General features: G+C 73.0%; 13 protein-coding genes. 8 read left to right on the plus strand and 5 right to left on the minus strand.

Features of this window, described 5'->3' with window-relative positions; genetic code table 11:
* Positions 1–6 precede the first annotated feature (6 nt).
* From ACZ4XX_RS21960 to ACZ4XX_RS21970, 3 genes are read left to right on the plus strand one after another with little or no spacing between them, the layout of a single operon-like run.
* Positions 7–3,489: an adenylate/guanylate cyclase domain-containing protein gene (locus tag ACZ4XX_RS21960; protein ID WP_468509586.1), complete on the plus strand. Its 3,483-nt coding sequence runs from the start codon at positions 7–9 to the stop codon at positions 3,487–3,489.
* Complete coding sequence (locus ACZ4XX_RS21965) at positions 3,486–4,415, plus strand: S8 family peptidase (RefSeq protein ID WP_468509540.1); 930 nt, start codon at positions 3,486–3,488, stop codon at positions 4,413–4,415. The genes ACZ4XX_RS21960 and ACZ4XX_RS21965 overlap by 4 nt, the downstream gene beginning before the upstream one ends.
* 25 nt (positions 4,416–4,440) lie before the next feature.
* Positions 4,441–5,025 (plus strand): GAF domain-containing protein, encoded by a 585-nt coding sequence (locus tag ACZ4XX_RS21970; protein ID WP_468509541.1) that lies wholly within the window; start codon positions 4,441–4,443, stop codon positions 5,023–5,025.
* Between the two features lie 64 nt (positions 5,026–5,089).
* On the opposite strand, the gene katG is transcribed toward ACZ4XX_RS21970, so the two are convergent.
* The 3 genes from katG to ACZ4XX_RS21985 all read right to left on the minus strand — a co-directional run bounded on the left by katG (position 5,090) and on the right by ACZ4XX_RS21985 (position 11,578).
* Positions 5,090–7,279 carry a catalase/peroxidase HPI gene (katG, locus tag ACZ4XX_RS21975; RefSeq protein ID WP_468509542.1) on the minus strand — a complete coding sequence of 730 codons (2,190 nt, stop codon included), beginning with the start codon at positions 7,277–7,279 and terminating at the stop codon, positions 5,090–5,092.
* Positions 7,280–7,598: 319 nt separating this feature from the next.
* Positions 7,599–9,221 (minus strand): mucoidy inhibitor MuiA family protein, encoded by a 1,623-nt coding sequence (locus ACZ4XX_RS21980; RefSeq protein ID WP_468509543.1) that lies wholly within the window; start codon positions 9,219–9,221, stop codon positions 7,599–7,601.
* Between the two features lie 8 nt (positions 9,222–9,229).
* Positions 9,230–11,578 carry a DUF4139 domain-containing protein gene (locus ACZ4XX_RS21985; protein ID WP_468509544.1) on the minus strand — a complete coding sequence of 783 codons (2,349 nt, stop codon included), beginning with the start codon at positions 11,576–11,578 and terminating at the stop codon, positions 9,230–9,232.
* A 211-nt stretch (positions 11,579–11,789) separates the two neighbouring features.
* On the opposite strand from ACZ4XX_RS21985, the gene ACZ4XX_RS21990 reads away from it, so the two are divergent.
* On the plus strand, positions 11,790–13,271 hold the full coding sequence (locus ACZ4XX_RS21990) for a glutamate-cysteine ligase family protein (protein WP_468509545.1): 1,482 nt from the start codon (positions 11,790–11,792) through the stop codon (positions 13,269–13,271).
* A 37-nt stretch (positions 13,272–13,308) separates the two neighbouring features.
* Complete coding sequence (locus ACZ4XX_RS21995; protein ID WP_468509546.1) at positions 13,309–14,715, plus strand: MFS transporter; 1,407 nt, start codon at positions 13,309–13,311, stop codon at positions 14,713–14,715.
* 175 nt (positions 14,716–14,890) lie between these two features.
* On the opposite strand, the gene ACZ4XX_RS22000 is transcribed toward ACZ4XX_RS21995, so the two are convergent.
* Both ACZ4XX_RS22000 and ACZ4XX_RS22005 read right to left on the minus strand, forming a co-directional pair.
* On the minus strand, positions 14,891–15,808 hold the full coding sequence (locus ACZ4XX_RS22000) for a S1 family peptidase (protein WP_468509547.1): 918 nt from the start codon (positions 15,806–15,808) through the stop codon (positions 14,891–14,893).
* A gap of 633 nt (positions 15,809–16,441) precedes the next feature.
* Positions 16,442–17,605 carry a serine hydrolase domain-containing protein gene (locus ACZ4XX_RS22005; protein WP_468509548.1) on the minus strand — a complete coding sequence of 388 codons (1,164 nt, stop codon included), beginning with the start codon at positions 17,603–17,605 and terminating at the stop codon, positions 16,442–16,444.
* A gap of 400 nt (positions 17,606–18,005) precedes the next feature.
* Here ACZ4XX_RS22005 and ACZ4XX_RS22010 point away from each other — a divergent pair, with 400 nt between their 5' ends.
* The 3 genes from ACZ4XX_RS22010 to ACZ4XX_RS22020 all read left to right on the plus strand — a co-directional run bounded on the left by ACZ4XX_RS22010 (position 18,006) and on the right by ACZ4XX_RS22020 (position 22,464).
* Positions 18,006–19,832 (plus strand): glycoside hydrolase family 15 protein, encoded by a 1,827-nt coding sequence (locus ACZ4XX_RS22010; RefSeq protein WP_468509549.1) that lies wholly within the window; start codon positions 18,006–18,008, stop codon positions 19,830–19,832.
* A 190-nt stretch (positions 19,833–20,022) separates the two neighbouring features.
* Positions 20,023–20,592: a PadR family transcriptional regulator gene (locus ACZ4XX_RS22015; RefSeq protein WP_468509550.1), complete on the plus strand. Its 570-nt coding sequence runs from the start codon at positions 20,023–20,025 to the stop codon at positions 20,590–20,592.
* Positions 20,593–20,709: 117 nt separating this feature from the next.
* A complete protein-coding gene (locus tag ACZ4XX_RS22020) occupies positions 20,710–22,464 on the plus strand; it encodes an acyl-CoA dehydrogenase family protein (protein WP_468509551.1) in 1,755 nt (584 codons plus the stop codon).
* The last annotated feature ends 119 nt before the right edge of the window (positions 22,465–22,583 follow it).

The following is a 22,583-nucleotide window of genomic DNA, read 5'->3' on the forward strand; positions in this document are numbered from 1 at the left end:
GGATCCATGTCCTGCGCCTCGTGCCGGAGTGCACTGCCGCCCGGAGCCCGGTTCTGCCCGTCCTGCGGCAGCCCGTGCGCTCCCGGGCCGGCCGCGGCGCGGCCGACGGGCCGCAAGGTGGTGACGGTCCTCTTCTGCGACCTGGTGGGCTCCACCGCGCTCTCCGGGGCCCTGGACGCCGAGACGTTGAGGTCGGTCACCCTCCGCTGGTTCGACCTGATGCGGCTGCGGATCGAGGAGCAGGGCGGGACGGTGGAGAAGTTCATCGGGGACGCCGTGATGGCGGTGTTCGGCGTGCCGACGGTCCGGGAGGACGACGCACGGAGGGCGGCCTCCGCTGCCCTGGCGATGAGGGAGGCGCTCGCCGGGTTCAACGCGCGCCTGGAGGAGGCCGTGGGGGTACGGCTCGAGATGAGGATCGGCATCAACACCGGCCAGGCGGTGACGGGTTCGTCCAGCGAGCGGCAGGCGATGGTCTCGGGCGAGGTGGTGAACGTGGCGGCCCGCCTGGAGCAGAACGCGGCTGCCGGGGAGATCCTGCTGGGTCCCGACACCCTGGCGGCCGCCGGGCCGGGCATCCGTACGACGGAAACGGGCCCCCTGCTCCTCAAGGGCAAGACCGACCGGGTGTCGGCGCACCGCCTGATGGCCCTGGACGAGGAGGACGACCCGGAAGCCCTCCGCCGCTTCGACGTCGGCTTCGTCGGCCGCGGGCGCGAACTGGCGCTGATGGAGGAGGCGCTGGCCCGGGTGACGGGAAGGGGAAGCGTCGGCCGCCTGGTGGTGGGCGGAGAGGCGGGCCAGGGAAAGACCCGCTTGGTACGGGAGTGGCTCCACCGCGTGACAGCCCCGGGCCGGACAGAAGGCTGGACACCTACACCCACACCTACACCCACACCTACACCTTCACCCACACCTTCACCCACACCTTCACCCACACCTTCACCCCCACCCACACCCGCGAGCCCGGCACCCCGCGCCCTGACCACGCACCTCGCCGCGACGGCACGCCCCGCTCCCGCCCGGGCCCCCCGCTACGGCGTCGGGCGTTGTCGGGCTCGGGGCGAGCAGCCCAGTCTGGGGGCGCTCGCCGACGCCGTGGCCGGACTGCTCAAGAGCGTCGGCGCGGTCGTTCCCTCGCCCGAACTCGACCTGCTCCACCAGGGCCTGCTCCTCGACGGGACCCCCAATCCGTCCCCGGCGGACACCTGCGCCGCGCTCGCCAGGGTGCTTGCCGAACTGTCCGAGGAGCAGCCCGTCGTGCTGGTGATCGACGACTGCCAGTGGGCCGCACAGCCGCTCTTCGACGCCCTCGACCGACTCCAGCGCGCCCTCACCGACGCGGCCGTCCTGATCGTCCTGCTCACCCGACCCCAGCTGTTCGACGTGCGGCCCGAACTCGCCCCGGAGGCCGTCCTGCTGGGCGGTCTCGCCGACGACGAGGCGCAGCTCCTCGCGGCCGAGCTGACGGGGCGCACTGCGGACAGCGCGCCGCTCGCCCCCCACGTCCTGGCGCGGGTCGGAGGGAACCCGCTGCACCTGGAGCAGCTGCTCGTCGCGGGGGACCCCGTCGACGCGGACAGCGTCCCGCTGCCCCTCCAGGCCCTGATCGGAGCCCGGATCGACGCGCTCGAACCGCCCGAACAGCGGGCCCTCGGCCTGGCGTCCGTCCTCGGCGGCGACTTCACGGCCGATGAACTCATGGCGCTCGCCGGCCATCCCGCCGAGACGTGGACCGCGTCCGAGCTCCGAACGACCCTCCACCGGCTCGTCCGTCACCGTCTCGTCAGGTCGGACGGCGGGGCGTTCCGCTTCGCCGGAGGGCTGATCCAGGAGGTCGTCCACACCAGCCAGTCCAAGCAGGACCGCGCCGACCGGCACGAGCGCGCGGCACGTCTCGACACGGTCAAGCGGCGCGGCAGCGCCGCGGTCGGGGCCCACCTGGAGCAGGCGTACCGCTACCGCGTCGAGCTCGGAGCCCAGGACGCGCACACGGACGGCCTTCGGCGCCGCGCCGCCGACGCCCTCGCGGAGGGCGGTCGCCTCGCGCTGGCCCACGCCGACCCCGTGTGGGCCGCCGACCTGCTGGACAGGGCCACGTCCCGGTACGCGGCGGGTGAGCCGGGCAGCGCGGCCACGCGCCGGCGACTCGGCCAGACGCTGCTCGACCTCGGCCGCGTCACGGAGGGCAGGGCGCTGCTCGAAGAGGTCCTGGCAGAGATTCCGGCGGACGGCCGCGGCGCCGACGAGGTGGAGGCCGCGCATGCCCGGCTGAGCCTGGCGTCCGTCGGCAGGGCGGCAGGCAGCCGGCCGGACAGCCGCCGGGCCGAGCCAGGGAGCCGTGCGGAGGAAGCCCGCGCCGGGGACGCCGGGTCCGGGGACGCCGGGTCTGAGGACGCCCGGCAGGATGCCGGGTCCGTGGGCCGCCTGCCCGGGGGGAGCGTGGCGGACGGAACGTCGACCGGAGAGTCCCCGGCCGAGGCCGCTGCCGTCACCCTGCCCGTCTTCGCCGCCGCCGGAGACGAGTTCGGCCAGGCACGGGCCTGTCTGCGGCTCGCCCAGCACGCTCAGGAGCAGGGCCGGCACCGGGAGGCCGAGCGGCTGCTCGACCGGGCCCTCGGCCATGCCGTACGGGCCGATGCGGAGCCGGAGCGGGCCGCCGCGCTCGGGGCCATGGGAGTGTCCCTCTGGCGCGGGCCCCTGCCCGTCGCGGACGCCGTGATCCGCTGTCGCGCCCTGCTCGCCGAGCAGGGGGCCGGCCGCCGGGCCGTGCGGCTGACGCTCAACTGCCCGCTGGCCGTGGTCCTCGCCCTGCACGACGACAGGGACGGCGCGCTCGCCTGCCTCGCCGACGCCGAACGACTCGCCCAGCGGCTGGGCTACGCCGAGACCGACGCGTTCCTGCCGCTCTTCGCCGCCACCGTCGACGATCTGGCCGGCCGCCGGGAGGAGGCCCTCCTCAGCCTGGAGCGGGCCGCAGCCGCCGCTCGCGCGCTCGGTGCCACCGGGCTCCTGCGCAGCGCCCTCCTCGACGCCACCCGCATCCGGCTCGACCTCGGCGACTGGCGTACGGCACACGCCACCCTCGTCGGACTCCGGCCGACGGGAGAGCGGTCCGAAGCGCCCCGGCCGCGCGCCGAGTCGGCCGACCTCGACGGCCTGCGCGCCCGGATCGCCGCGGTACGGGGCGAGGCCGTGACCGCCACGCGCCTGGCCGACCGGGCGCTCGCCACCGCCGTCCGCACCGACTCGCCCATCGTCCAGGGACTCGCCGCACTCGACGCGGCCCGTACCGCGCTCGCGTTGGGGCACACGAAGGACGCGGCCGACGCGGCGGTGCGTGCCCGGTCGAGCTTCGCCGCCAAGGGGCACCTCCCCGCCGCACGCGAGGCCGAGGCCGTCGCCCTGCGCTGCCAGGGCGGCCGGGACGACGGGCCGGGTTCCGTCGGCCCGGCGGCCGCCGGAACCGGAAAGGACGTCCAGCGATGACCACCGGCCAGCGACCGGCCCAGGCCCCGCCCCGGGCCGGAGCCGATCCCCAGGCCCAGGCCCCGACCCCGGCCTCCGCCTCTTTCTCGCCCTCCTCCTTCAGTTCCGCCTCCGCCCCCGGGCTCACCTGGGGCCTCCGCGGTCGGGGCCCCGCCGACGTACCCGTGGAGGCCGACCATCCACCGGAGCCGCCCGAGGGCGGTCTGCTGGGCGGGACCGGGCGCGGCGTACGCGTCTGCGTGGTCGACTCCGGGGTCGAACGGGACCACCCCATGGTCGGTCCCGTCGCCCAGTCCTGGCGCGTCTTCAAGGACGACGACGGTGTCCACGTCGAGGAGACCGACGAGGGCGACGCCTGCGGTCACGGCACCGCCTGTGCCGGGATCATCCGCCGCACCGCCCCGGACTGCGAGCTGTCCAGTGTCCGGGTGCTCGGCGAGCGGTTCTCCGGCAGCGGCGACATCCTCCTCGAAGGGATCCGGTGGGCCGTCCGCCAGCGCTTCGACGTCGTGAACCTCAGCCTCTCCACCAGCCGCGACCGCTTCGTGGAGGAGCTGCGCAGGCTGGCCGACGAGGCGTACTTCCAGCAGACCGTGATCGTCGCCTCCGCGCACAACACCCACGTGGAGAGCTTCCCCTGGCGCTTCTCCTCGGTGATCTCGGTCGGCAGCCACCAGGAGGACGACCCGGACCTCCACCTCTACAACCCCGAGCCACCGGTGGAGTTCTTCGCCCCCGGCCAACGGGTGCAGGTGGCCTGGCTCGGCGGTACGTCGATCCGTACCTCCGGCAACAGCTTCGCCACCCCGTTCGTCGCCGGGCTCTGCGCGCGGATCCTGTCCAGCCGCCCGCGACTGACGCCGTTCCAGCTGAAGAACGCCCTGTACCTGTCCGCCGCCAACGTCCGTGTCCACGGCAGCCGGTAGTCACCGGCGCCGGAAGGGAACCCCCATGGCTCAGACGATCGCCCCCGCCGTCCCCTCAGCGCCCCGGCCCGATCCGGCCATGGCGGAGCTCCTGCAGTCGGTCGTGGACACCGCGCGCGCCATCTTCGGCGCCGAGGCGAGCTCCATCCTGCTTCTGGAGGCGGCAGCGGACGAGCTCGTCTTCGAGGCCGTCTCCGGGCAGGGACAGGAGTTCCTGGTGGGCCGGCGCTTCCCGGCGGGCCGGGGGATCGCCGGCTGGGTCGCCGCCTCGGGCGAGCCGATGGTCGTCGACGACCTGCACGACAGCACGTCCTTCGACCGGGACGTCGCCCGGTCCACCGGCTTCGTGCCGAACGCCCTGATGGCCGCGCCGCTCGTGCACGGGGACCGTGTCCTCGGCGTACTGGAGGTGCTCGACCCGTCTCCGCAGGCCCGGTCCAGCCTGTCCGAGCTCGACCTGCTGAGCCTCTTCGCCCGGCAGGCCGCCGTCGCGCTGCACGTCCTCACCACCCACGCACCTCGCGGGGCCGAGCCCGCCGCCCCCGAGGACCCCGCGCGGGCCGAACTCCTGCGCCTCCTCGCGGAGGCCCGCCGTCTGTTGGAGGAGTGAGCGGCGGGCCTCCGCGGTCCGCCCCGGCCGGTCGTCGAGAGCCGGGGCGGACCGGAGTGCCGGGTCAGGAGAGGTCGAACCGGTCCAGGTTCATCACCTTGTTCCACGCCGCCACGAAGTCACGGACGAACTTCTCGCCCGCGTCCCGGGACCCGTAGACCTCCGACAGCGCGCGGAGCTGGGAGTTCGAGCCGAAGACGAGGTCGGCGGCGGTGGCCGTCCACGTGACCTCGCCCGTGACGCGGTCGCGCCCCTCGTAGACGTTCTCGGTGGCCGTCGACGGCTTCCACTCCGTGCCCATGTCGAGCAGGTTCACGAAGAAGTCGTTGGTCAGGGACTCCGGCCGGTCGGTGAACACGCCGTGCCGGGAGCCGCGGAATCCGGTGTTCAGCGCCCGCATGCCACCGACGAGGACCGTCATCTCGGGCGCCGTCAGGGTCAACAGGGCGGCGCGGTCGAGGAGGAGGGTCTCCGGCGACAGCTTCTCGCCCGTTTGGAGGTAGTTGCGGAACCCGTCCGCCCGCGGTTCGAGCACGGCGAACGACTCCACGTCGGTCTGCTCCTGCGAGGCGTCCGTGCGCCCCGGCGAGAACGGGACCGTGATGTCGTGACCCGCGCCCTTCGCAGCCCGTTCGACGGCCGCGCAGCCGCCCAGGACGATCATGTCGGCGAGCGAGATCCGCACTCCGCCGGACTGGCCGTCGTTGAACTCCCGCCCGATCCGGTCGAGGGCCGTCACCGTCTCGGCCACCTCGGGAACGGCGTTGGCCTCCCAGTCCTTCTGCGGTGCGAGCCGGATCCGGGCGCCGTTGGCGCCGCCCCGCTTGTCCGTGCCGCGGAAGCTCGCGGCCGACGCCCACGCGGTGGTGGCCAGCCGGGACACGGAGAGACCCGAGTCGAGGATCCGGCGCTTGAGGTCGGCGACGTCCGAGTCCGTGACCAGCGCGTGCTCGACCGCGGGGACGGGGTCCTGCCACAGCTGCGGCTCGGGGATCCACGGCCCGAGGTACCGCGAGACGGGCCCCATGTCGCGGTGCAGGAGCTTGTACCAGGCGCGGGCGAAGGCGTCGGCGAGCTGGTCCGGGTTCTCGTGGAACCGCTTCGCGATCGGCCCGTAGACCGGATCGAGCTTCAGGGAGAGGTCCGTCGTCAGCATGATCGGCGCGTGCCGCTTCGACGGATCGTGGGCGTCGGGCACCGTGCCCTGGGCCGCGGGGTCCGTGGGGGTCCACTGCTGTGCCCCCGCCGGGCTCGTCGTCAGCTCCCAGTCGTACCGGAGGAGGTTGTCGAGGAAGCCGTTGTCCCACGTCGTCGGCGCGGTGGTCCACGCGCCCTCCAGGCCGCTGGTGAGCGCGTCGGCCCCCTTGCCGCTGCCGCACGTGTTGCGCCAGCCGATGGCCTGCTGCTCGATGGGGGCGGCCTCCGGCTCCGGACCGATGCACGTGGGATCGACCGCGCCGTGACACTTGCCGAAGGTGTGGCCGCCGATGATCAGCGCGGCCGTCTCCTCGTCGTTCATCGCCATGCGACCGAACGTCTCGCGAATGTCCCGGGCCGCGGCGATCGGATCCGGATTTCCGTTGGGGCCTTCCGGATTGACGTAGATCAGGCCCATCTGCACGGCGCCGAAAGGACCGGTGAGTTCACGGTCGCCGCGGTAGCGCTCATCGCCGAGCCAGGCGTCCTCGGGTCCCCAGAAGACCTCCTCGGGCTCCCAGATGTCCTCACGGCCGAATCCGAATCCGAACGTCTTGAATCCCATGGATTCCATGGCACAGTTACCGGCGAAGACCAGCAGGTCGGCCCAGGAGATCTTCCGGCCGTACTTCTGCTTGACCGGCCACAGCAGCCGGCGTGCCTTGTCGAGGCTCGCGTTGTCCGGCCAGCTGTTGAGCGGCGCGAAACGCTGCGCTCCGGAGCCGCCACCGCCCCGGCCGTCCTCGATGCGGTACGTCCCCGCCGCGTGCCAGCTCATCCGGATGAAGAGCGGCCCGTAGTGGCCGTAGTCCGCCGGCCACCAGTCCTGCGAGGCCGTCATCACCTCGAAGACGTCCTGCTTCAGCGCGTCGACGTCCAGGGTCGCGAACTCCGCCGCGTAGTCGAAGTCCTCGTCCATCGGATCGGCCTGGGGCGAGTGCTGGTGGAGGACCGTGAGGTCCAGCTGGTTCGGCCACCAGTCCCGGTTCGTCCTGGGGGGCGTCTCCTTCGGGGCCGGGGCGGGGATTGCCGGGTTCTCGCTTTCGCTGCCGGACACGTACGTCCTTCTTCCTGTCGCGATGTTTCCGTCTGCCGGCCGCATGCTCGTGACGTCGTCTGCTCTTCAGGTGTCGAGCACGGCGACTCGGCGTCCGTATGGTCGCGCACTGGGGACCGCACCGCTGAGAGAACACGCAGGGCGCCGCCGCGGAACAAGCGGGGGGAATCGGAAAAGGCGCCTGCGGGCCGCTTCTGTGGCCGACGGCATTCCCGGACCCGGAATTCATGCGAGAAAGGTGAAATCCGATGAACGAACTGTCGGGGCGCCGCGGGGCCCGGTCGGCGGATGCCCCCCCGCGGTGCCCCGCAGGGCTCCGTCAGAGCCCGGCGACCTTGGAACTCGCCGACAGCTCGTACACCAGCGTGACCGTGCGCCGGCCGCCGGGCGGCAGGGTGACGTCCCAGCGGACGATGCCCTCGGCGTCGACCGCGTCGGGCGCAGGGGAACAGGCCTCCTTGCGGAGCCGTACCTCCACCGCCGACACCTCCGAGACCGGGATCCGCTCCCGGAGCACGACCACCCGGTCGTCCGACTCTCCGGGGGCCGAGAACCGGGACACGTGCAGCCGGACGGTGCGGGTGACCACCGTCCGCTGGGTGAGCCCGGTGGTGTCCCGTGTCTCCTCCGTCTCCCGGACCACCCGGTGGTCGTCACGGCTGCCGAAGGCGAGTTCGACCGGGGCGCCGGGGGTGGTGAACTCGAGAGTGCCCCGGCCGGCGAAGCCACTGCCGCGGATCAGGTCGACGGGTCCGGCGAGCAGCACGTGCCCGGACAGGTTGTCGAACCGCACCACCTGCGTGACCAGCGGCGACACCTCGGGCGAGCAGCCGTACTCGCTGCCGGCCTCCGCGCCGAAGACGGACAGCGGCACCCGGTGCGCCCGGCCGTCCGAGGGTACGGAGACCGGCGTGGGGGAGTGCAGCACCCGCGTCTCGCCGCCGTCGTCCACACCGGGCAGCCCGAGGACCGGGACAGGCCCCAGATCGCTGATGTCCTCCTCGCGCAGCTCGACGTCGACCGTGCGCCGCTCCGCCGCCGTCCGGTCCTTGAGGACCAGCCGGTCCTCGCCCAGCGACGGCGGTTCGGTGGCCAGCGCCGACCTGGCGGTCGACAGCGTCAGCTCGACCCCGGACCAGTCCTCGCCCGTGCGCTGCCAGACCATCGCGTCGGTCTCGAAGGACACGGCGGCGCCGTCGAGCACGGCGCGATAGGCGGGCCGCCACAGCGCGCACGGGACGAGGTGGCTCAGGCGCAGTCCGACCGGCCCGGCCGTCGTGGCCTCCACGGTCAGCTCGACATGGGCGACCAGCTCGGCGGGTTCCTCCTCGGTGGCGTCCATGGCCCTCCGGACCTCGCCGAGTTCGGCGGAGAGCGCGGACAACCGGGCTTCTGCGGTACGGAGTCGCTCGCCGTACCGCTCGCGCTCGGCGTCCACCCTGTCCAGTTCGCGGATCCAGCGGGGCCCTTCGGACTCTCCGGAGCCGGCTCCCTCGCCGATGTCCCGCAGGACATCGGTGGCGAGGCGGCCGAGTACGTCGAGGCGGGTCCGGAGCCGGTCGCGCCGCTGTTCCAGGTCCCGCCGCTCCTCGTCGAGGGCGTGGACACGATGGCGCAGCGCGGAGTCGTCGGCGGCCGGCCGCCGGGGCGCGCGCGGCTCCCAGCCGCGGACGACGCGTACGTCGAGCACGGTGGCCGGGTGACCGGAGGTCACCTCGGCGTGGAGGGTACGGTCGACGGCCAGCGCGCTGACCGGCCCGAGCCGCAGCCGCTGGATCCCGGCCGCCAGGTCCAGCTCGACGGCGCGCTCGATGTGGGCGCGGTCCTCCAGGCAGGTGACGGCTGTGACAGGGGCGGCGGTGACGGGGACGGGGGCCGCGGGCACGCGGGACGACGGCACGGCCGGGCCGGCGCCTGTGCTCGTCTTCGAGGCGGTGGACATAGGGTGTCTCAGCTCCTGCGGTTGCCGCCGACCAGGGCTTTGCCGGCCGGGATGCGAATCTCGTAACCGCCTTCGACGGCGGTGGTGCCACCGGCGGGCAGGTCCACCCGCCGGACGCGGGTGCCCGGGGCATGCTGCTCGGACGTCCCGCCGTCCACCGGCGACGTCCAGCCGGCCCGCTCCTCGACGCGTACGTCGGCGTCGGAGGTGACCGGCACCCGCTCGTGGATCTCGATCGTGGCGGGCCTCGCGAGCCCGTTGGCCAGCTCGATGTGGACGCGGTGGTCGAGCACGGTGATGTTGTTGCGCAGTCCCGCGGTCGACTCGTTCAGGTGCGTGCGGCGGGTGACCCGGACGCCCTCGGCCGGCCCGAGTCCCACTCGGCGTACGCCGCCGGGGGCGAGGGTGGGCAACGCGGTGGTCAGGAGGAAGTCGTCGTCCACGGTGACCTCCACCGGGCCAGCGAGCAGCGCCTGGTCCGTGGCGTTGGAGAGGACCAGCGTCGCGTACACGGTCTGCTCCACGGACGGCACACAGAGGTACTCGGTGCGCAGACCGACCGGAATCTCCCCGACGGTGACGGTGTGCCAGGAGCCGTCCGACGGCACGTCGGCGCGGGCGGCGGCATCGAAGCGATGGTCGAAGGAACCCGCCGACTCGCGCGGTCGAACGGCATGGCCGGGCAGCGGCAGCGAGGCCACGGCATCGGCTCGACGGCGGTGCTCGGCCGCCACCGCGTCGACGGGCGAGGCGGGGAACAGACGGCCTCTGCGCGCACTCGACTCGTCCGGGCCGGACAGCACCAGGGCGGCGTAGTCGAGTTCGTCGCCGCTCGGCCGCGGCGGCCCGGGCGGCGGGGGAGGGGGCGGCGGTGCCGGGGCGGCACCGGGCGGCGCGGCAGCCATCGGGGCCGGGGCGCCCGCGAAGGACGGACCGCCGCCGCGCGGCATGCCGCCGGGCTGGGCCGGTGCCCGCCGTGCGAAGTCGGGGGAGGCCTCACGTCGGAAGGCCTCGGGGGCGGAGCCGTACCCGCCTCCCGGCGCCGGCGGCGGTGCGCCGTAGGCCGGGGGCATCGACGGCGGTGCGCCGAAGGCCTGGGGCGCGCGCGGCGGAATGGGCGGCCCACCGGGTGCCGTCGGCGCGGGCAGCGGTACGGGACCGGGGACGAAGCCTCCCCCGAGGGTGCCGCCGGTCGCTTCTGGTGCCGCGGCACCGGCAGCGCGGGGCGGCAGAGGGCGCGGGCCCGCCGCCGCGTATCCGGCGAACAGGTCGGCGAGCCCCGCCGGAGGCTCACGCCAGCCGGAAGGAGCCGGGGCCGCCTGGCGGCGGCCGATCCGGATCGAGCGGAGCTTCGGCAGGTCGGTGCGGCGCCGCAGATCGGCGGTGGCCAGGGCGATCCGTACGCCGGTCCAGTCCTCGCCGGTGCGCTGGGCGACCGAGGCGCGCAGCACCAGGCGGCCGGTGCCGTCGCCCTGACGGTGGGTGAGACGGTAGGCAGGCACCCAGACGGCGCCGGGCACCCCGTACTCCAGCTCCAGTTCGAGCTCGCGCCCCGCCTCGGCCCGAGTCCCTCCGTCCGCCTCGGCCCGCGAACCGCCCTCGACCCCGGTGTCGCCGTCCGCCCCCACGAGGGTCAGGACCGCGGACACCGTGGTCTCCACGTGCGTCGAAGGGGTCGCGCTGGAAGCACGCGCGAGCCGGTCCGCGGCGACGGACAGCTCGTGCTCGGCCCGGAGCAGCTCCTCCTCCAGCTCGGCGAGCCGGGAGTGCAGTCCGGTGAGCCGCTCGTCGACGAACTCGGCGAGCTCCAGCCACGCGTCGACAGGGGTGCGGCGGTGCGGGTCGTCGCGCTTGCGGGCCGGCGGCACCGGGCGGAGCCCACCGACCTCCGCGATCAGTCCCTGCTGCCGGTCCCGGCGGCCCTTCGCCGCCGCGTACGCGTCGCGCAGCCGCTCGACCTCGCGTCGCAACCCCTCCGGTGCGTTGGACGCGGTACCCAGCGGCTCCGCCTCGATCTCCACCCGGGCCTCGGTGACCCGTAGCCCGGAGGTGCCCAGGACCCGGGCCCGCAGCGAGCCGGGGTCCAGCGAGCGCGGCAGCCCCGTGACGCGCACCCGGCCGTCCGAGGGCACGGGCCCCCGGGCCAGACGGCGGCAGAGCGCCCCCTGCGCGTACACGACGACCGAGTCGAGGTTCGATGACCACGTCGCGGCCGTCCCGCGCGCCCCACCGATTCCGCCCGTCCCGCCGGTGCTGCCCGTCCCGGCGGTGCTGCCCGTCCCGGCGGTTCCGTGCGTCCCGCCCGTCGCCGTCGTCCCGGCCGCCCCGGTCGTCGCTCCAGCTGCGTCAGCCGTCATGCCCCCGCCCCCGTCCTGTCGCGCCGGCCTGCTTCGCCGACGGCGTCACGAAGCCTACGCCCCGGCACCGACACGCACCGAGGCCTTTCCGGGGTACCTCGGATCGGGAGCGCCGGTGGGAAGCGCTTCGGTCCGCCTCGGTGGTTGACCGGCCCCGGGAGTGGGACGCTGGATGGTGGAGGTCCGTGCCGACGAGACTCGGGAGGGCCCGATGGGACGTGACGTTCCGGCGCAGGAGTTCACCCGTGAAGACCGCCGCCGATTCCGGAACAAGATGCACGCATGTCTCGACGTGTTCGCGCGGATGCTGCGCGAGTCGCGGTTCGACTTCGAGCGGCCGCAGGTCGGCCTGGAGATCGAGCTGAACGTCGTGGACGCCGCCGGCGAGCCGGCCATGCGCAGCACCGACGTCCTGGAGGCGATCGCGGATCCCGCCTGGGCGACCGAGCTGGGCAGGTTCAATCTGGAGATCAACCTCGAACCGAGGCGGCTCAGCGCGGGCGGCGGTCCCGACTCCTGGGAGCAGGAGATCCGTGACGCGCTGAACCACGCCGAGCAGCAGGCGGCGGGGATCGGCGCGCACCTGGTCATGATCGGCATCCTGCCGACCCTGGAGCTCGAGGACGCGGGCCCCACGTCGCTCTCCGAGAACCCCCGCTACCACCTCCTGAACGAGCAGATCTTCGCCGCCCGGGGCGAGGACCTGCTGATCTCCGTGGACGGTGTGGAGCGGCTGCGCACCCACGCGGAGACGATCACGCCGGAGGCGGCGTGCACCAGCACCCAGTTCCACCTCCAGGTGTCGCCCGACGAGTTCGCGGACCACTGGAACGCCGCGCAGGCCGTGGCGGGCGTGCAGGTGGCACTGGCGGCGAACTCGCCGTTCCTGTTCTCCAAGGAGCTGTGGCGCGAGACGCGTATCCCCCTCTTCGAGCAGGCCACCGACACCCGGCCCGACGAGCTCAAGGTGCAGGGCGTACGGCCGCGGGTGTGGTTCGGCGAGCGGTGGATCACCTCCGTCTTCGACCTCTTCGAGGAGAACGCCCGCTACTTCCCGGCCCTGCTGCCCCTCTGTGACGAGGAGGACCCGGAGCGGACGCTCGAAGGGGGCGGCACCCCGGGACTGTCCGAGCTGACCCTCCACAACGGCACCGTCTACCGCTGGAACCGCCCCGTCTACGACGTGGTCGACGGCGTCCCGCACCTCCGCGTGGAGAACAGGGTGCTCCCCGCCGGGCCCACCGTCGCCGACACACTGGCGAACGGCGCGCTCTACTACGGGCTGATCCGGGCCCTGGTCGACGAGGACCGGCCCGTCTGGACACGGATGTCGTTCGCGGCCGCGGAGGACAACCTGCACACCGCCGCCCGGCACGGCATCGACGCGCAGGTGTACTGGCCCGGGATGGGCGAGGTCCCGGTGACCGAGCTGGTACTGCGGCGGCTGCTGCCGCTCGCGGACCGCGGCCTCGAACGGCTGGGCCTTGAGGCGTCACGGCGGGAGCCGCTCCTCGGGGTGATCGAGCAGCGATGCGTCAGCGGTCGCAACGGCGCGCAGTGGCAGTCCGAGATGTTCCATCACATCCATGACATCGACCACGCGGACCGGCATCAGGCACTGCGGAAGATGACACAGCAGTACATCGAGTACATGCATCTGAACGCACCGGCGCACACCTGGCCGGTCGACTGACGCGTACGGCGGGGTGAGCCGGGGCAGGGGCGTGATCATGACCGACACGCCTCAAGGGCACCACGACGCCACCTCCCGTTCCACCCCTCCCCGTTCCGCCGGTCCCCACGTCGGCAGTCCCCGAGCCGCCACTCCCCACGCCACCACGACGACCTCCTCCGATCCCGCGGCTCCGTCACGACCTCCCTCCTCCCGGCGCCCGTTACGTCAGCTCCTCGCGGCCTCCGTCGGCAACGCCGTGGAGTGGTACGACTGGTACGCGTACACCTTCCTGGCCGCCTACATCGCGAACCAGGTCTTCCCCAAGGGCTCGGGGAACTCCCTCGTCCCTCTCCTGTCGGCCTTCGCGGTCTTCGCCGTCGGCTTCTTCATGCGCCCCGTCGGCGGACTCCTCATGGGCGCGCTCGCCGACCGGCGCGGACGTCGGACGGCCCTCACCGCGACGATCCTGCTCATGGGCGGCAGCAGTCTGCTGGTCGGTCTGACCCCGACGTACGCCGCGGCCGGCGTCCTCGCCCCCGTCGTGCTCGTGATCGCCCGGCTTCTTCAAGGACTTTCGGTGGGAGGGGAGTTCGCGGCGTCGACCACCTTCCTCGTCGAGTCGGCAGGTCCCGGCAGGCGCGGTCTGTTCTCCTCCTTCCAGTACGTGTCCACCTCCGCCGGACAGCTCGCCGCCTCCGGCATCGCGGCCCTGCTGGTCGGTCAGCTTGGTGAGGACCGGATGAACGGCTGGGGCTGGCGGATCCCCTTCCTGCTCGGTGCGGTGTTCAGCCTCGCCGGCTTCTGGATCCGCCGGGGTGCCGAGGAGACCAGGAGCGTCGCCCAGCGCGAGGCGCCCCGCCCGGGGCTCTTCGAGGCCCTGCGCCACCACCCCCGCGCCTCGCTGCTGATCGGCGGCATCACGGCCGGCGGCACCCTCGCGTACTACACGTGGACCTCCTACCTGCCGACGTACGCGGAGCTCAACACCGGCATCGACAAGGCGGACGCGCTCCTGGCCGGAACCCTCTCCCTGGCGTTCTTCGCGCTGCTGCAGCCGGTCGGCGGACTGCTCTCCGACCGCTTCGGCCGCAAGCCGTCCCTGCTGTTCTTCGGCATCGGCTTCGCGGTCCTCGCCGTGCCGTTGCTGCGTGCGCTCGACGGCTCGTTCCTCTCCCTCCTCCTGGTGCAGTGCGCGGGCATGGTGCTGCTGACCGGCTTCACCTCGATCTCCGCCGCGGTGAACGCGGAGATGTTCCCCGCGCGCGTGCGGGCGGCCGGGATCGGGTTCCCGTACTCGCTGACGGTGGCGCTCTTCGGCGGCACGGCACCGTATGTCGGCACGCTCTTCAAGGAGTGGGACGTCGGCGGTCTCTTCCCCTGGTACGTGGCCGCCCTGTGCCTCGTCTCCTCGGTGGTGTACCTCAGGCTGCCGGAGACCGCCCACAAGGAGCTGGATCGCTGACTCGACCACCTGCCGACGGCGGACGCAGAGCGCCGCGCCCGGCTGCCACGCCTTCGGTCGCGCATGCGACGAGGCCGACGGCCCTGAGGGCCGCCGGCCTGTGTGTACGACCTGCGGTTCGTGCATCCCGGAGGCCGCCGACTCCTGGGTTCACGAACCGCGGGCGCGTCCGGTACTAGAAGACGCTCACGCCGTACGCGCTCAGCGCCTCCGTCACGGGCTGGAAGAACGTCGTGCCGCCGCTGGAGCAGTTGCCGCTGCCGCCGGAGGTGAGGCCGAGCGCCGTCGTGCCGGAGAAGAGCGCGCCGCCACTGTCGCCGGGCTCGGCGCAGACGTTGGTCTGGATCAGACCGTAGACGACGTCGCCACCGCCGTAGTTGACGGTCGCGTTGAGACCGGTGACCGTTCCGCCGCGCAGACCGGTGGTGCTGCCGCTGCGCTGCACCGACTGTCCGACGGAGGGGTTGCCCGCGCCGGTGATGTCGCGGTAGGAGCCGTTGTAGAGGTAGACGCGGCCGTCCGCCGCCGAGGCGTTGGAGTGCCGGATGATGCCGTAGTCGTTGGTCGGGAAGCTGGTGCCGGCCCGGGTGCCGAGCACCGTGGTGTTGGACGAGTTGGTGTACCAGGTGCTGCCGATGTTGGTGCAGTGACCGGCGGTCAGGGCGTAGTAGGTGGAGCCGCTGCGGACGTTGAAGCCGAGTGAGCAGCGCCCGCCGCCCGCGTAGATGGCCTGGCCGCCCGCGATGAGCTTGTTGAACGTGCCGGTCGTCCGCTTGATCTCCAGGCTGGCGGCGCGGTCGCCCGCCGCCTTCTTGATCTTGGCGATCTCCGCGGCGGAGACGGTGGAGTCGGCGGTGAGGACGATCTTCCCGGTGGCCTGGTCGGTGTACCACGCGGTGCCGGGAACGTCGGCTCCGCGTACGGCCTGGTCGGCGACGGCGAGCTGGGCGGCGGTGGCCCGGCCTTCCACCGCGGTGGCGGCGGACGAGGCGGGGACGGCAAGCGCTGAGGCGGCGAGCAGGGCGGAGGCCACGGCGATCAGCCGTGCGCCCTTGGCCGCGCCGCCGAGGGGGGACAGACGCTTGAGGTTCACTGAATCCTCCGGTGGGGGAGTGGGGGAACCGCTGGGTGGGCGGTCCCTTCGACGCCGAGCGGGCAGGTCCCTGGTGAGGGAGTCCGGCTCGCCATGAACCTGTCAATCTCGACAGGGGAATCCTCGAATCCGAGCGGCCCGGCGGCAAGAACCCCTTTCGGCCTATCTACGCGCGTTCATGTGGTGGGAGCGCCGGGAGGTGTTCTCGGGGTCGAGACGGGCGTCGCGGCGAGGGTGGCCGGGCGGGAGCGTGCAGGCGCTTGCAGAAATTTACTGATGTCCTTTCAGGGGCTGCTGTGTAGGCGTGAGTCGAGGGTGATCGAATCGGTGCGGGAAGCGGAAGTGCTCGTACCGATGTCCCAGTTCAGCCCCTCCGTCGCGTCCCGGTCCCGTGTCGCTCGCGCCCGCCCCGCCGTGGCCCGGCGGGCGGAGCGCCGGGCCCGCGCCGGGGCGGTAGCACCCGCACAGATCCTGCCGGGCTCCCGGTCGGCCGGTGGGGCCGCGGGCGGGCTCCTCGGCGGCGGCGAGAAAGGCGCCCCTGCGTATGTGGTCCACGCGCGGGCGCCCCTCAATGCCGGAATCGTGCCCTCCGTCCGGGCCGGCCGGATGGCCGGTTCCCGTCGTGGTCCGGCGTCAGAGCGCCGCGTACACCGCCTCGACCAGAGCCGTCTTCCGGGGATCGTCGGCGATGCGCGGGCCCATGCGGTTCATCACGTACCCCAGCGAGACCCCCGACTCCGGGTCTGCCAATCCGCAGGAACCACCGAAGCCGTCGTGGCCGAAGGCGCGCGGATTCGGGCCGTACGAGGCGTTGGCGCCGCTCAGCCAGAAGCCGAGGGCGCACTCCGTGTCGTGGGCGAATCCCGCGCCCAGGACCAGGTCCCGGCAGGCCCCCTGTCCTTCGCGGGCCCTCTCCGCGGCCGCCGCGGAGAGGACCTGGTCCTCGCCGGCCCTGCCCTGCCCGGTGAGCAGCCCGTAGAGGCGGGCGACCGCGCGCGCCGTCCCGTGGCCGTTGGCCGCGGGCAGTTCGGCGGCGCGCCACGCGGGGCTGTTGGCCTCGGTGACGCCGACGAGCGGGTTGGCCAGGGCGGCCTGCGCCGCGGGCTCCAGTCGGTCGAAGGCCGCGGCCTGTTCGCTCGCGGACGAGGTCCGGGGACGGAAGAGTTCGGCGGCCCGGCCCGCCTCGCTCTCCGGCAGCCCGATCGTGAAGTCGATGCCGAGGGGCCCGGTGATCTCCTCGTGGAGGAAGGCTCCGGGCAGCCGTCCCGTGATGCGCCGGATCACCTCGCCGACCAGGAAGCCGTACGTCATGGCGTGGTAGCCGGACCGGGTGCCGGGCTCCCACCAGGGCTCCGTCGCCGCGAGCCGGGCCGTCGTCACCTCCCAGTCGTAGAACTCGGCGAGCGTGAGCGGCTCGCGCAGGCCGGGGAGGCCGGCACGGTGCGAGAGGAGATCGCGCACGGGAAGCTTCTCCTTCCCGGCGGCGGCGAACTCCGGCCAGTAGGTCGCGACGGGCGCGTCCAGGTCGAGCAGCCCCCGGTCGGCGAGCAGATGGGCGCAGAGCGCGGTCACGCCCTTGGTCGTCGACCAGACGTTGACCACGGTGTCGCGTTCCCACCGGCGCGTGCGGGCGGCGTCCGCCCAGCCGCCCCACAGATCGACCACGGTCTCGCCGTGGACCTGGACCGCCACGGCGGCGCCGAGCTCCTCCCTCGCGCGGAAGTTGTCCTCGAAGGCCTCCCGTACGGCGGCGAAGCGGGGGTCGCAGTGCCCCTCGGTCGGCGGGGTCTCGTGCATGGTGTCCTCCAGGAGAACTCGGCAGTCGCGAGCGGCACGGCAGGCCGTCCCGCGGGCGACGCGCGGTCGGCAGGGCGAGCAACATCAGCGGCAACATACCGACCGGTCGGACAGCAGGGAAGGGAGTGTGCGCAGAGGTGTCCGGCAACCAGGCGGGGTTCGCCCGGTCGGTCCCTCCGCGTTGCCGAGGCGACCGGCTGCCGGTTGCGTGGACCCGAGGGGTGACACCGAGGAGTGGCACCGAGGAGCAACGCCGAGGAGCGGTGCCCAGGTGGCGCCGAGGAGCAACGCCGAGGAACGGTGCCCGGGTGGCGCCGAGGAGTGGCACCCAGGTAACGCCGAGGAACGGTGCCGAGGTGGCACCGAAGGCCCGGAGCCGCGGGAGAAATCGAGGTCGCTCGTGCCCGAGTACCCCCCGATCGCCGACCACGGGCTGATCGGCGACCTGCAGAGCGCCGCCCTGGTCTCCGCCGACGGCGCCGTCGACTGGTTCTGCGCGCCCCGATTCGACTCGCCGAGCATCTTTGCCTCACTGCTCGACCAGGAGCGCGGCGGCCACTTCACCATCGCCCCCGCGCACGACGACGTCACCGTCCGCCAGCTCTACCTGCCCGACACGGCGGTCCTGATCACCCGGTTCCTCACCCCGGAGGGGGTGGGCGAGGTCGTCGACTTCATGCCGGTCGACGACCGGCATGACGTACCCACCGACCGGCACCGCCTCGTGCGGGCCCTGCGGGTCGTGCGCGGCACCCTCACCTTCGACGTCGCGTGCCGGCCGCGCTTCGACTACGGGCGCGCACCCCACACCCTCACGCTCGACGGCGACGCCGCCACCTTCCACGGCCCCGACCTCGACGTCCACCTGCGGAGCAGCATCCCCCTGGCAGCCGACGGGCAGGACGTGCGCGCCACCGTCACCCTCCGGCACGGCCAGACCGCCGGAATCGTCCTGGAGACCTCCGCCCCGGGAGCCGGCGCCGCCGGGCCGATCACCGAGGACTCCGTGCAGGCGGCCCTGGAGGAGACCCGTGTCTTCTGGCACGGATGGATGCGCCGGTGCCGGTACCGGGGTCGCTGGCAGAGCATGGTCAACCGCTCGGCCATCACGCTCAAGCTGCTCATCTACGCACCGTCCGGCGCCCCGATCGCCGCCGCCACCATGGGGCTCCCCGAGCAGATCGGCGGCGAGCGCAACTGGGACTACCGCTACACCTGGATCCGCGACGCGTCGTTCTCGGTGCGGGTCCTGCTCGACCTCGGGTACGTCGAGGAGGCCGACGCCTTCCGCCGCTGGCTGGGTGCCCGCGGCCGCGCCGCGCGCCCGCCGGGCGGCGAGCCGATGCAGATCATGTACCGGGTCGACGGCGATCCCCGGCTGTCCGAGGAGGTGTTGCCGCACCTGTCCGGCTACCGCGACTCCTTCCCCGTACGGGCCGGGAACGGAGCCGCCGACCAGCTCCAGCTCGACATCTACGGCGAGTTCGCCTACGCGATGACCCACTCGCCGGACCTGGCCGAACTCGCCGGCTACGAAGGCTGGAAGGGATTCTCCGCGCTCCTCGACTGGCTCTGCGACAACTGGGACCGCCCCGACGAGGGCATCTGGGAGACGCGCGGCGGACGCAAGGACTTCACGTACAGCCGGATGATGTGCTGGGTGGCCCTGGACCGCGGCATCCGCCTCGCCCACGAGTACGCCCGCCCCGCCGACCTCGCGCGCTGGACCGCGCAGCGCGACGCGATCCTGGTCCAGGTCATGGAACGCGGCTGGAATCCCGAGCGCAAGGCCTTCGTCCAGCACTACGACAGCGAGGTGCTCGACGCGTCCCTGCTGCTCATGCCGCTGGTCGGCTTCATCTCCCCGAAGGCCCCCTCGTGGCTCTCCACGCTCGACGCCATGGACCGTGAGCTCGTCACCGACAGCCTCGTCTACCGCTACAACCCCGAGGCGTCCCCCGACGGACTGCGCGGCTCCGAGGGCACCTTCTCGCTCTGCAGCTTCCTCTACGTGGAGGCCCTGGCCCGGGCCGGCCGCCTCGACCAGGCCCGCTACGCGATGGACAAGATGCTCACGTACGCCAATCACGTAGGCCTCTTCGCGGAGGAGATCGGGCGCACCGGCGAACAACTCGGCAACTTCCCGCAGGCGTTCACCCACCTCGCCCTCATCACCGCCGCGATGGCCCTCGACGAGGAACTCGACAGGGCCGCCGACCGGAGGTGAGCCCCGGGCGGGCGCGTAGGGCCTCGCTGCCGGACGCCGGCTCCTCGCCCTCGACGAGCCCCACGCCACGGCGCGGGCGACGCGATGCCCACCGGGACCGTACGGCGAGCACCGAGCCGACCGGGTGAGCCGCGTCTCACCCGGGCGGTCACGCTTGCCTATGCAACGAGTTGCATAGAAGGATTCCGGTGTGGCGATCGAACACGCGATTCTTGTGTCCCTCCTCGAGAAGCCCGGGTCCGGCTACGAGCTGGCCCGGCGCTTCGAGCGGTCCATCGGCTACTTCTGGACCGCCAGCCATCAGCAGATCTACCGCGTGCTCAAGCGGATGGAGGGCGACGGCTGGGTCGACGTCCGGGACGTCCCGCAGCAGGGCCGTCCGGACAAGAAGGAGTACACGGTCGCGGACCTGGGGCAGGCCGTGCTGTCCAGCTGGATCCACGAGCCCATCGAGCCCGAGAGCATCCGGCACGACCTCGCCGTGAAGATCCGGGGCGCGGCCTTCGACGACCCGGCCGCGCTGATCCACGAGGTCGAGCGGCACCGGCGCGCGCACACCGAGCGCCTGGCCCACTACCTCGCCGGCGAGGAACGCGACTTCCCGGGGGAGGACGCGCCGCCCGCCTCCGCCGCCCCGCTCGACGCCGGCCGGGAGCTCCAGCACGTCGTCCTGCGCGGTGGCATCGCGTACGAGCGGATGACGCTGGCCTGGCTCGACGACGTCCTCGCCACCCTCCACCGGCTCGCCGGCGCGCGCTGAGACGCGCCTCCGCACCGCCACGACCACCGCACGCCACCGCACGTCACGGCACTGCGCAACACCCCACAGCTCTCCACAGCTCTCCATCGCACCCCACCGGACCGAAAGACGGAGCCCATGGCCGACTCGCTGCTGTTCAACCCGCACACCTACGACCCGGCGCACTTCGACCCCGAGACCCGGCGGCTGCTCCGCGCCACCGTCGACTGGTTCGAGGCGCGCGGCAAGCGCCGGATCATCGAGGACTACCGCACGCGGGCCTGGCTGGGCGACTTCCTCGCCTTCTCCGCCAAGGAGGGCCTGTTCGAGACCTTCCTGACGCCGTCCGCCGAGGCGGCGACCGATGGCGCGTCCGGCGCCGACGCCGCCGAGGGCGGGCAGGACAAGCGCTGGGACACCGCCCGTATCGCCGCCCTCAACGAGATCCTCGGCTTCTACGGCCTCGACTACTGGTACGCCTGGCAGGTCACCATCCTCGGCCTCGGCCCGGTCTGGCAGAGCGACAACGCCGCCGCCCGCACCCGCGCAGCCGACCTCCTCGCTCAGGGAGAGGTGTTCGCGTTCGGTCTCTCCGAGAAGACCCACGGCGCCGACATCTACTCCACCGACATGCTCCTGGAGCCCGAGGCCGACGGCGGGTTCCGTGCCACCGGTTCCAAGTACTACATCGGCAACGGGAACGCCGCCGGGCTCGTCTCCGTCTTCGGCCGCCGCACCGACGTCGAGGGCCCCGACGGCTACGTCTTCTTCGCCGCGGACAGCCGCCACCCGGCGTACCAGCTCGTCAAGAACGTGGTCGACTCCTCGAAGTTCGTCAGCGAGTTCCGGCTGGAGGACTACCCGGTCGCCGCCGAGGACGTCCTGCACACCGGCCGCGCCGCCTTCGACGCCGCCCTCAACACCGTCAACGTCGGCAAGTTCAACCTGTGCACCGCCTCGATCGGCATCTGCGAGCACGCGATGTACGAGGCCGTCACCCACGCCCAGAACCGCATCCTCTACGGCCGCCCCGTCACCGCCTTCCCGCACGTGCGGCGCGAGCTGGCCGACGCGTACGTCCGGCTCGTCGGCATGAAGCTGTTCAGCGACCGCGCCGTCGACTACTTCCGCTCCGCCGGCCCCGACGACCGCCGCTACCTCCTCTTCAACCCGATGACGAAGATGAAGGTGACCACGGAGGGCGAGAAGGTCATCGACCTGATGTGGGACGTCATCGCCGCCAAGGGCTTCGAGAAGGACAACTACTTCGCCCAGGCGGCCGTCGAGATCCGCGGCCTGCCGAAGCTGGAGGGCACGGTCCACGTCAACCTGGCGCTGATCCTCAAGTTCATGCGCAACCACCTCCTCGCGCCGGCCGACTACGAGCCCGTACCGACCCGGCTCGACGCGGCCGACGACACCTTCCTCTTCCGGCAGGGACCGGCCCGCGGCCTCGGCTCCGTCCGCTTCCACGACTGGCGCCCGGCCTACGACACGTACGCCGGCGTGCCGAACGTCGCCCGCCTCCGCGAACAGGCCGACGCCCTCTGCGAGTTCGTCCGCACCGCCGCGCCCGACGAGGAGCAGAGCCGCGACCTCGACCTCCTCCTTGCCGTCGGCCAGCTCTTCGCGCTCGTCGTCCACGGCCAGCTGGTCCTGGAGCAGGCCCGCCTGACGGAACTCGACGAGGACGTCCTCGACGAGCTGTTCGCCGTGCTCGTACGGGACTTCTCCGCCCACGCGATCGAGCTGCACGGCAAGGACTCGGCCACCGAGCAGCAGCAGGCGTGGGCCCTGGGAGCCGTCCGGCGCCCGGTCGTCGACGAAGCCCGCTCGGGCCGGGTCTGGGAGCGCGTCGCGGCGCTGTCCGGCACGTACGAGATGGCGCCGTAAGGCCCCGACGACCGGGACCGGGGCAGCCACCCGGGACCGGGGCCGGCGCCGTGGCCGGGGCGCGCTCGGCCCGGCCGCGTCGGTACGGCGCACGCGAGGTGGACAGCCGGCCGTGGACG

The sequence above is a fragment of the Streptomyces sp. NPDC029956 genome, from assembly GCF_055574655.1.

Excerpts from the sequence above, each read along its gene's own strand:
- ACZ4XX_RS21960 (WP_468509586.1), top strand. The coding sequence starts at position 7 with ATGTCCTGCGCCTCGTGCCGGAGTGCACTGCCGCCCGGAGCCCGGTTC.
- ACZ4XX_RS21965 (WP_468509540.1), top strand. The coding sequence starts at position 3,486 with ATGACCACCGGCCAGCGACCGGCCCAGGCCCCGCCCCGGGCCGGAGCC.
- ACZ4XX_RS21970 (WP_468509541.1), top strand. The coding sequence starts at position 4,441 with ATGGCTCAGACGATCGCCCCCGCCGTCCCCTCAGCGCCCCGGCCCGAT.
- ACZ4XX_RS21980 (WP_468509543.1), bottom strand. The coding sequence starts at position 9,221 with ATGTCCACCGCCTCGAAGACGAGCACAGGCGCCGGCCCGGCCGTGCCG.
- ACZ4XX_RS21985 (WP_468509544.1), bottom strand. The coding sequence starts at position 11,578 with ATGACGGCTGACGCAGCTGGAGCGACGACCGGGGCGGCCGGGACGACG.
- ACZ4XX_RS21990 (WP_468509545.1), top strand. The coding sequence starts at position 11,790 with ATGGGACGTGACGTTCCGGCGCAGGAGTTCACCCGTGAAGACCGCCGC.
- ACZ4XX_RS21995 (WP_468509546.1), top strand. The coding sequence starts at position 13,309 with ATGACCGACACGCCTCAAGGGCACCACGACGCCACCTCCCGTTCCACC.
- ACZ4XX_RS22005 (WP_468509548.1), bottom strand. The coding sequence starts at position 17,605 with ATGCACGAGACCCCGCCGACCGAGGGGCACTGCGACCCCCGCTTCGCC.
- ACZ4XX_RS22020 (WP_468509551.1), top strand. The coding sequence starts at position 20,710 with ATGGCCGACTCGCTGCTGTTCAACCCGCACACCTACGACCCGGCGCAC.